The organism is Shigella sp. FC1544 (genome assembly GCF_001722145.1).
Taxonomy (GTDB): Bacteria; Pseudomonadota; Gammaproteobacteria; order Enterobacterales; family Enterobacteriaceae; genus Escherichia; species Escherichia coli.
On sequence record NZ_MECT01000073.1, the window covers coordinates 1 to 8,350 of the forward strand.

At 48.1% G+C, this 8,350-nt stretch carries 7 protein-coding genes, 2 tRNA genes and 4 pseudogenes; 10 read left to right on the forward strand and 3 right to left on the reverse strand.

Annotated features, from left to right (window positions below):
* The 7 genes and pseudogenes from BGK49_RS05435 to ldtA form a co-directional block, all read left to right on the forward strand.
* Positions 1–263, forward strand: a 263-nt coding sequence (locus BGK49_RS05435; RefSeq protein ID WP_000317683.1) for an IS1 family transposase, incomplete at its 5' end; no start/stop codon positions are given.
* 563 nt (positions 264–826) lie between these two features.
* Positions 827–1,015 (forward strand): annotated as a pseudogene (locus BGK49_RS30870) (IS4 family transposase); the annotation flags it as partial.
* Positions 1,016–1,023: 8 nt separating this feature from the next.
* Positions 1,024–1,167 (forward strand): annotated as a pseudogene (locus BGK49_RS30875) (cobalamin biosynthesis protein); the annotation flags it as partial.
* Positions 1,168–1,318: 151 nt separating this feature from the next.
* Positions 1,319–1,864 (forward strand): bifunctional adenosylcobinamide kinase/adenosylcobinamide-phosphate guanylyltransferase, encoded by a 546-nt coding sequence (cobU, locus tag BGK49_RS05445; RefSeq protein ID WP_000973150.1) that lies wholly within the window; start codon positions 1,319–1,321, stop codon positions 1,862–1,864.
* On the forward strand, positions 1,861–2,604 hold the full coding sequence (cobS, locus tag BGK49_RS05450) for an adenosylcobinamide-GDP ribazoletransferase (protein ID WP_005042779.1): 744 nt from the start codon (positions 1,861–1,863) through the stop codon (positions 2,602–2,604). The genes cobU and cobS overlap by 4 nt, the downstream gene beginning before the upstream one ends.
* 11 nt (positions 2,605–2,615) lie before the next feature.
* A complete protein-coding gene (gene cobT, locus BGK49_RS05455) occupies positions 2,616–3,695 on the forward strand; it encodes a nicotinate-nucleotide--dimethylbenzimidazole phosphoribosyltransferase (protein ID WP_001166156.1) in 1,080 nt (359 codons plus the stop codon).
* 61 nt (positions 3,696–3,756) lie between these two features.
* Positions 3,757–4,692, forward strand: coding sequence for a L,D-transpeptidase (ldtA, locus tag BGK49_RS05460; protein WP_000986350.1), 936 nt, complete (start codon positions 3,757–3,759; stop codon positions 4,690–4,692).
* Between the two features lie 56 nt (positions 4,693–4,748).
* On the opposite strand, the gene BGK49_RS05465 is transcribed toward ldtA, so the two are convergent.
* Positions 4,749–4,824, reverse strand: a tRNA-Asn gene (locus tag BGK49_RS05465).
* Between the two features lie 326 nt (positions 4,825–5,150).
* On the opposite strand from BGK49_RS05465, the gene nac reads away from it, so the two are divergent.
* Positions 5,151–6,068 (forward strand): nitrogen assimilation transcriptional regulator NAC, encoded by a 918-nt coding sequence (nac, locus tag BGK49_RS05470; RefSeq protein ID WP_046891742.1) that lies wholly within the window; start codon positions 5,151–5,153, stop codon positions 6,066–6,068.
* Between the two features lie 101 nt (positions 6,069–6,169).
* The gene (cbl, locus tag BGK49_RS05475) at positions 6,170–7,120 is read left to right on the forward strand and encodes an HTH-type transcriptional regulator Cbl (protein WP_001010986.1); all 951 of its coding nucleotides are present in this window, start codon (positions 6,170–6,172) and stop codon (positions 7,118–7,120) included.
* 37 nt (positions 7,121–7,157) lie between these two features.
* On the opposite strand, the gene BGK49_RS05480 is transcribed toward cbl, so the two are convergent.
* Positions 7,158–7,233, reverse strand: a tRNA-Asn gene (locus BGK49_RS05480).
* Between the two features lie 160 nt (positions 7,234–7,393).
* On the opposite strand from BGK49_RS05480, the pseudogene yeeO reads away from it, so the two are divergent.
* Positions 7,394–8,035 (forward strand): annotated as a pseudogene (gene yeeO / locus BGK49_RS05485) (toxic metabolite efflux MATE transporter YeeO); the annotation flags it as partial.
* A gap of 15 nt (positions 8,036–8,050) precedes the next feature.
* Here the strand turns inward: yeeO and BGK49_RS25495 are convergent.
* Positions 8,051–8,350, reverse strand: a pseudogene (locus tag BGK49_RS25495) (IS1-like element IS1X2 family transposase); the annotation flags it as partial.

Here is an 8,350-nt window from a genome sequence, read left to right on the forward strand (position 1 = left end):
CCACACTGGAGCGTCTTCTGAGCCTGCTGTCGGCCTTTGAGGTCGTGGTATGGATGACGGATGGCTGGCCGCTGTATGAATCACGCCTGAAGGGAAAGCTGCACGTAATCAGCAAGCGATATACGCAGCGAATTGAGCGGCATAACCTGAATCTGAGGCAGCACCTGGCACGGCTGGGACGGAAGTCGCTGTCGTTCTCAAAATCGGTGGAGCTGCATGACAAAGTCATCGGGCATTATCTGAACATAAAACACTATCAATAAGTTGGAGTCATTACCGGTGAAAGGTTATGTCTAGCAAAAGGAGTATATCAGAATACATCTACTGATGTACAAAACACAACAATAGCTTCATGATATATAAATACGTGATGACGAGTGGTACTCCGCATGGTTATTTAACTTCTCAGCACCACTAATGATCCTGAGCAACTTCGTATTTGGGCCATTGCCATGGAGTAGAAAGCTGTGTCTGAGAATGCAGAATTTGAGAAAAGAATTCGCTTTCTTGGAGAGCTTCTGAAAATGGCACGCTAACAACGTTTTGTTAAAAAATGTGAATCACTTGCCGGGGCTGCATTTTCTATTCGAGGAGAATGTTGACGTAGATATTACAGAAATCTCAGCGCATCAGGATAAACTGCTACCTTAGGTCAACCACCAAAAGAAAATACAATACGTCCAGTTTGTATGCCTTTAATAACACATATTCTAAATGTTGAAGAATTATCCCGCCTGCTGAAGAACGTTGCTCTGAGTGTGATAAACCTTTTTATTCTTGATGATGTCAGCGAGAAGATGGAATATATCCCCGACTGGGTCGTGGTTACCCGGTTAAACATCTGGTGGCGCTAATAAATCTGGCAAGTCACATTCTGTTGAATGCTGTGACAGTGCCTTACCGAGAGAGCGAAATTGTGGTGTTCTAGTGCATAGTCGCCACCATTCCGGATAATTCTATTGCGTTGTTTTACAAGTTCTTTTACAGCGCAGATCTGTCGCTGACGTTGAATCAATAGCCTGGATTTCAGAACACAATGCCCGTTTGCTGGTTGGTCCGGCAGTAGCATTAATTCATTATCTGAATGAAATGTGTCAATCCACAGAAACCGCTGTCAATGACGCATTTTGTCGGACGTTAACACGAGAAAGTCTGGCTATTCCGTAATGCCATCTTATTTCGTAATGGATTGAGAATGCTGGATTTTTAATTATATTACGCGCAGTATTAATCGCGTAAATGTTTTGCGGTCAGCAACGGTGGGGGATCCATTGTTCTGTTCAATGAATACCATCATACATTTGAATCAGGAGTCGGTATGATGATTTTGGTGACGGGGGGCGCACGGAGCGGGAAGAGTCGCCACGCAGAGGCGCTTATTGGGGACTCTTCACAGATTCTGTATATCGCTACCTCGCAAATCCTTGATGATGAGATGGCTGCACGGATAGAACATCATCAGCAAGGCCGCCCGGAGCACTGGCGCACAGTGGAGCGCTGGCAACATCTTGATGAATTAATTCATGCAGACATTAACCCGAATGAGGTTGTGTTGCTGGAATGCGTTACCACAATGGTGACTAATCTGTTGTTTGATTATGGCGGCGATAAAGACCCTGATGAATGGGATTATCAGGCGATGGAACAGGCGATTAATGCTGAGATTCAGTCGTTGATTGCTGCCTGCCAACGTTGCCCCGCAAAGGTTGTATTAGTGACTAACGAAGTGGGAATGGGGATTGTGCCGGAGAGTCGTCTGGCACGACATTTTCGTGATATTGCCGGGCGGGTAAATCAGCAGCTGGCCGCTGCGGCAAATGAAGTATGGCTGGTGGTTTCGGGTATTGGAGTAAAAATCAAATGAGTAAATTATTTTGGGCGATGCTCTCATTTATTACGCGTCTGCCTGTACCGCGTCGCTGGTCCCAGGGACTGGATTTCGAGCATTATTCTCGCGGTATTATTACTTTTCCTTTAATTGGATTATTGCTTGGCGCGATTAGCGGGCTGGTCTTCATGGTGCTGCAGGCATGGTGTGGCGTACCACTGGCGGCACTGTTTAGCGTACTTGTGCTGGCGCTGATGACCGGGGGATTCCATCTGGACGGCCTCGCTGATACCTGTGATGGCGTATTTTCTGCACGTAGCCGCGATCGCATGTTGGAAATCATGCGTGATAGCCGTTTAGGCACCCACGGCGGTCTGGCATTGATTTTTGTGGTACTGGCAAAGATTCTGGTGTTAAGCGAGTTGGCTCTGCGTGGCGAATCGATCCTTGCATCGCTGGCGGCAGCATGTGCGGTCAGCCGCGGGACTGCCGCATTATTGATGTATCGTCATCGTTATGCGCGGGAAGAAGGGCTTGGCAATGTGTTCATTGGCAAAATTGATGGGCGACAAACCTGCGTCACACTCGGCTTAGCCGCTATTTTTGCTGCCGTATTATTGCCGGGTATGCATGGTGTGGCTGCTATGGTGGTGACGATGGTGGCGATTTTCATCCTCGGTCAGCTTCTCAAACGTACGCTGGGCGGGCAAACGGGCGATACGCTGGGAGCAGCCATAGAGCTTGGTGAACTGGTCTTCCTGCTGGCACTGCTATAAAGAGACGTGACATGCAAATACTTGCCGATTTACTGAATACGATCCCAGCCATCGATTCTGCCGCTATGTCGCGTGCACAACGGCATATTGACGGGTTACTCAAACCTGTTGGTAGCCTGGGAAAGCTGGAGGCGCTTGCCATACAACTGGCAGGAATGCCGGGGTTGAATGGCATACCGCATGTGGGCAAAAAAGCGGTACTGGTTATGTGTGCCGATCACGGCGTCTGGGAGGAAGGGGTCGCTATTTCTCCAAAAGAAGTGACAGCCATACAGGCTGAAAATATGACCCGTGGAACAACCGGCGTGTGTGTGCTGGCAGAACAAGCGGGCGCTAACGTCCACGTAATTGATGTTGGTATTGATACTGCTGAGCCTATCCCCGGGCTTATCAACATGCGTGTCGCACGAGGTAGCGGCAATATTGCTTCAGCTCCGGCAATGAGTCGCCGTCAGGCTGAAAAGTTGCTTTTGGACGTCATATGTTATACGCAGGAGCTGGCAAAAAACGGTGTCACGCTGTTTGGTGTAGGTGAACTGGGGATGGTAAACACGACACCGGCAGCAGCAATAGTCAGCACAATCACTGGCCGGGATCCTGAAGAAGTGGTTGGGATTGGCGCAAACCTGCCGACAGATAAACTGGCTAATAAAATTGATGTTGTGCGTCGGGCGATTACGTTGAATCAACCAAATCCTCAGGATGGTATTGATGTCCTGGCAAAAGTGGGTGGATTTGATTTGGTCGGAATAGCTGGAGTGATGTTAGGTGCTGCTTCCTGCGGTTTACCCGTGTTGCTGGATGGATTTCTTTCTTATGCTGCTGCGCTCGCAGCCTGCCAGATGTCTCCTGCAATCAAACCGTATCTCATTCCTTCTCACTTGTCGGTAGAAAAAGGCGCGCGTATAGCGCTCTCGCATTTGGGGCTGGAGCCTTATCTCAATATGGATATGCGTTTAGGTGAGGGGAGTGGTGCAGCTCTGGCGATGCCCATCATCGAAGCTGCTTGTGCGATATACAACAACATGGGCGAACTTGCTGCCAGTAATATTGTTCTACCGGGGAATACGACTTCTGATTTGAACAGCTAAAAACGAAAAGTCTGATAAAAGCTATACTTATCGGATAGTATTCGCGACTTAGGAAAGGGACATGATGCGTCGTGTAAATATTCTTTGCTCATTTGCTCTGCTTTTTGCCAGCCAAAATAGCCTGGCGGTAACTTATCCATTACCTCCAGAGGGTAGCCGTTTAGTGGGGCAGTCGCTTACTGTAACTGTTCCTGATCACAATACTCAGCCGCTGGAGACTTTTGCCGCACAATACGGGCAAGGGTTAAGTAATATGCTGGAAGCGAATCCGGGCGCTGATGTTTTTTTGCCGAAGCCTGGCTCACAACTCACCATTCCGCAGCAACTGATTTTGCCCGCCACTGTTCGTAAAGGGATTGTGGTTAACGTCGCTGAAATGCGTCTTTATTACTATCCGCCAGACAGTAACACAGTGGAAGTCTTTCCTATTGGTATCGGCCAGGCTGGGCGAGAAACCCCGCGTAACTGGGTGACTACCGTTAAACGTAAACAAGAAGCACCAACCTGGACGCCAACGCCGAACACCCGGCGCGAATATGCGAAACGAGGGGAGAGTTTGCCCGCATTTGTTCCTGCGGGGCCCGATAACCCCATGGGGCTGTACGCGATTTATATTGGCAGGTTGTATGCCATCCACGGTACCAATGCCAATTTTGGTATTGGGCTCCGGGTAAGTCAGGGCTGTATTCGTCTGCGCAATGACGATATCAAATATCTGTTTGATAATGTTCCTGTAGGCACTCGTGTACAAATTATTGATCAGCCAGTGAAATACACAACGGAACCGGATGGTTCAAAGTGGCTGGAAGTTCATGAGCCGCTGTCGCGCAATCGTGCAGAATATGAGTCTGACCGAAAAGTGCCATTGCCGGTAACCCCATCTTTGCGGGCGTTTATCAACGGGCAAGAAGTTGATGTAAATCGCGCAAATGCTGCGTTGCAACGTCGATCGGGAATGCCTGTGCAAATTAGTTCTGGTTCAAGACAGATGTTTTAAGAGCGTTGGTAATTAGAAAGTAAAAAGCCTGCTCGAAAGCAGGCTTTTTTTGAATTTGGCTCCTCTGACTGGACTCGAACCAGTGACATACGGATTAACAGTCCGCCGTTCTACCGACTGAACTACAGAGGAATCGTGTGAACGGGGCGCATATTAATGGCAGTGCATGGTGATGTCAAAGGGTGAAATGTATTTTTTTGTTTGTTTGCTGCCAATTTCAACAAAGTGGTGAGCTTTCAATCTTATTGTGTAATGAACCATCGTGGTGCATACCCTCCTTTTATAGGGCAGGTGAATGCGACTGCTGATAAAAAGGGCCAATGACGAATCTATCATAATCTTTTATTTGACAGTTGGTTAGCTTGCGCATCAACGCCAAAATAGAACTGGCAAGCATCTTGCTTTCTGGTTGTAAGTAATGGCGGCACTTGGGCCGATTCTTAAAAACCGGAGGCAACATGAACTTCAGACGCCTGAAATACTTCGTAAAAATTGTAGATATTGGTAGCCTGACCCAGGCTGCTGAAGTATTGCATATCGCACAACCTGCGCTCAGCCAGCAGGTTGCCACACTGGAAGGTGAGTTAAATCAACAGCTTTTGATTCGCACAAAACGGGGCGTTACGCCAACAGACGCCGGAAAAATTCTCTATACCCATGCACGGGCCATTTTACGTCAGTGTGAGCAGGTCCAACTGGCGGTGCATAACGTTGGTCAGTCATTATCGGGGCAAGTCTCGATTGGCTTTGCGCCAGGAACCGCTGCGTCATCCATCACCATGCCCTTATTACAGGCGGTTCGCGCTGAATTCCCGGAGGTCGTTATCTATCTTCATGAAAATAGTGGTGCAGTGCTTAACGAAAAACTGATAAATCACCAACTCGATATGGCGGTGATTTATGAGCATTCCCCAGTGGCTGGGGTATCCAGTCAGGCTTTGCTGAAAGAAGATCTTTTCCTGGTAGGAACTCAAGATTGCCCGGGGCAAAGCGTTGATGTTAATGCTATTGCGCAAATGAACCTTTTTCTCCCCAGTGATTACAGCGCTGTTAGACTTCGTGTTGATGAGGCTTTTTCCCTACGGCGGCTCACGGCAAAAGTCATTGGTGAAATTGAGTCTATTGCCACGCTTACCGCAGCGATTGCCAGCGGCATGGGCGTTGCAGTATTACCTGAATCGGCTGCGCGTTCGTTATGTGGCGCAGTAAATGGGTGGATGTCACGCATTACCACTCCTTCAATGAGTCTCTCTTTGTCCTTAAATTTACCCGCCAGAGCAAACTTGTCACCACAGGCACAGGCAGTGAAAGAGTTGTTAATGTCAGTGATTAGTTCTCCAGTGATGGAAAAAAGGCAGTGGCAATTGGTGAGCTAAGCGTTATATCGGGATGGAATAAGATGCGGGTTTTTATTATTTGTTATGCCGGGCATTAGACTTTAACAATAACGGAAAATCTGAACTGCCCGGAGTTTACCGTGAATTTCCAACAACTAAAGATAATCCGCGAGGCTGCACGTCAGGATTACAACCTGACAGAGGTTGCGAATATGCTTTTTACCTCACAGTCCGGCATCAGCCGTCATATTCGGGAACTGGAGGATGAACTTGGCATCGAAATATTTGTTCGACGAGGTAAGCGACTGCTGGGCATGACTGAACCGGGCAAAGCATTACTGGTCATTGCAGAACGTATTCTGAATGAAGCCAGTAATGTTCGTCGGCTTGCAGACCTGTTTACCAACGATACGTCTGGCGTTCTCACTATTGCAACGACGCATACTCAGGCACGTTATAGTTTGCCAGAGGTCATTAAATCTTTTCGCGAACTTTTCCCGGAGGTTCGGCTCGAGCTAATCCAGGGGACGCCACAGGAAATTGCGACGTTGTTGCATAATGGTGAAGCTGATATTGGTATCGCCAGCGAGCGTTTGAGTAATGACCCGCAGCTCGTCGCCTTCCCGTGGTTTCGTTGGCACCATAGTTTGCTTGTTCCACTCGATCATCCCTTGACGCAAATTACACCATTGACGCTGGAATCAATAGCGAAGTGGCCGTTAATCACTTACCGACAGGGGATTACGGGGCGCTCACGTATTGATGACGCATTTGCCCGCAAAGGTTTGCTGGCAGATATTGTATTAAGTGCGCAGGATTCTGATGTCATTAAAACCTATGTTGCTCTTGGGCTTGGGATCGGAATAGTTGCCGAACAATCCAGCGGTGAACAAGAGGAAAAGAATTTAATCCGCCTGGATACGCGGCATCTTTTTGATGCTAATACTGTCTGGTTGGGACTGAAGCGAGGACAACTTCAGCGTAACTATGTCTGGCGCTTTCTGGAACTTTGTAATGCAGGACTTTCAGTTGAGGATATCAAGCGGCAGGTGATGGAAAACAGTGAAGAGGAAATTGATTATCAGATATAGCAAAAAGCCCGCTATAAAAGCGGGCTTTTCAGAAATTTGGCTCCTCTGACTGGACTCGAACCAGTGACATACGGATTAACAGTCCGCCGTTCTACCGACTGAACTACAGAGGAATCGCTGTTGAGGCACATCTTAACGGCGAAAAATCTTTTGTCAAACCCGATTTTTAATTTTCCCAACTGTTTGCCGTTTCTATCAACAGTTTGTTGCATTTGCAGACAATTTGTTGGCGAAAATCTTTGCAGCTTTGCTGATTCTCCCTCATTATTTGAAATGTGGTTTCACTTTCTGCAATTAAGGTCGGCTTTGAATATCTCCTCTGCTTTACGCCAGGTTGTTCACGGCACTCGCTGGCACGCTAAACGCAAGAGCTACAAAGTGTTGTTCTGGCGCGAGATAACCCCGTTTGCTGTTCCTATCTTCATGGAGAATGCCTGTGTCCTGTTGATGGGGGTTCTGAGCACTTTTCTGGTCAGCTGGCTGGGAAAAGATGCGATGGCCGGCGTGGGATTGGCGGACAGCTTCAATATGGTCATTATGGCTTTTTTTGCTGCTATCGATCTTGGTACTACTGTCGTTGTGGCATTTAGTCTCGGTAAGCGGGATCGACGACGAGCGAGGGTGGCGACGCGGCAGTCATTGGTGATCATGACGTTGTTTGCCGTACTGTTGGCAACGCTTATTCATCATTTTTGCGAGCAAATTATTGATTTCGTCGCGGGTGATGCCACGACAGAAGTTAAAGCACTGGCGTTGACTTATCTGGAGCTGACGGTACTCAGTTATCCAGCAGCTGCCATCACTCTAATTGGTAGCGGGGCACTTCGTGGTGCAGGGAATACGAAAATACCGCTACTGATTAACGGTAGCCTGAATATTCTTAATATTATTAGCGGCATATTGATTTACGGCCTTGGTAATGACTCCAACTTACTGATAGTGTTTTATGTTCAGATAATGCCCGATGACCTTGTCATGCAGCTCCACCGATTTTGAGAACGACAGTGACTTCCGTCCCAGCCTTGCCAGATGTTGTCTCAGATTCAGATTATGTCGCTCAATGCGCTGAGTGTAACGCTTGCTGATAACGTGCAGCTTTCCCTTCAGGCGTGATTCATACAGCGGCCAGCCATCCGTCATCCATACCACGACCTCAAAGGCCGACAGCAGGCTCAGAAGACGCTCCAGTGTGGCCAGAGTGCGTTCACCGAAGACGTGCGCCACAACCGT

Bases quoted from the DNA above. Each gene is read 5' to 3' on its own strand.
- ldtA (WP_000986350.1), top strand. From the start codon at position 3,757: ATGATGCGTCGTGTAAATATTCTTTGCTCATTTGCTCTGCTTTTTGCC.
- cobU (WP_000973150.1), top strand. From the start codon at position 1,319: ATGATGATTTTGGTGACGGGGGGCGCACGGAGCGGGAAGAGTCGCCAC.
- nac (WP_046891742.1), top strand. From the start codon at position 5,151: ATGAACTTCAGACGCCTGAAATACTTCGTAAAAATTGTAGATATTGGT.
- cobS (WP_005042779.1), top strand. From the start codon at position 1,861: ATGAGTAAATTATTTTGGGCGATGCTCTCATTTATTACGCGTCTGCCT.
- cobT (WP_001166156.1), top strand. From the start codon at position 2,616: ATGCAAATACTTGCCGATTTACTGAATACGATCCCAGCCATCGATTCT.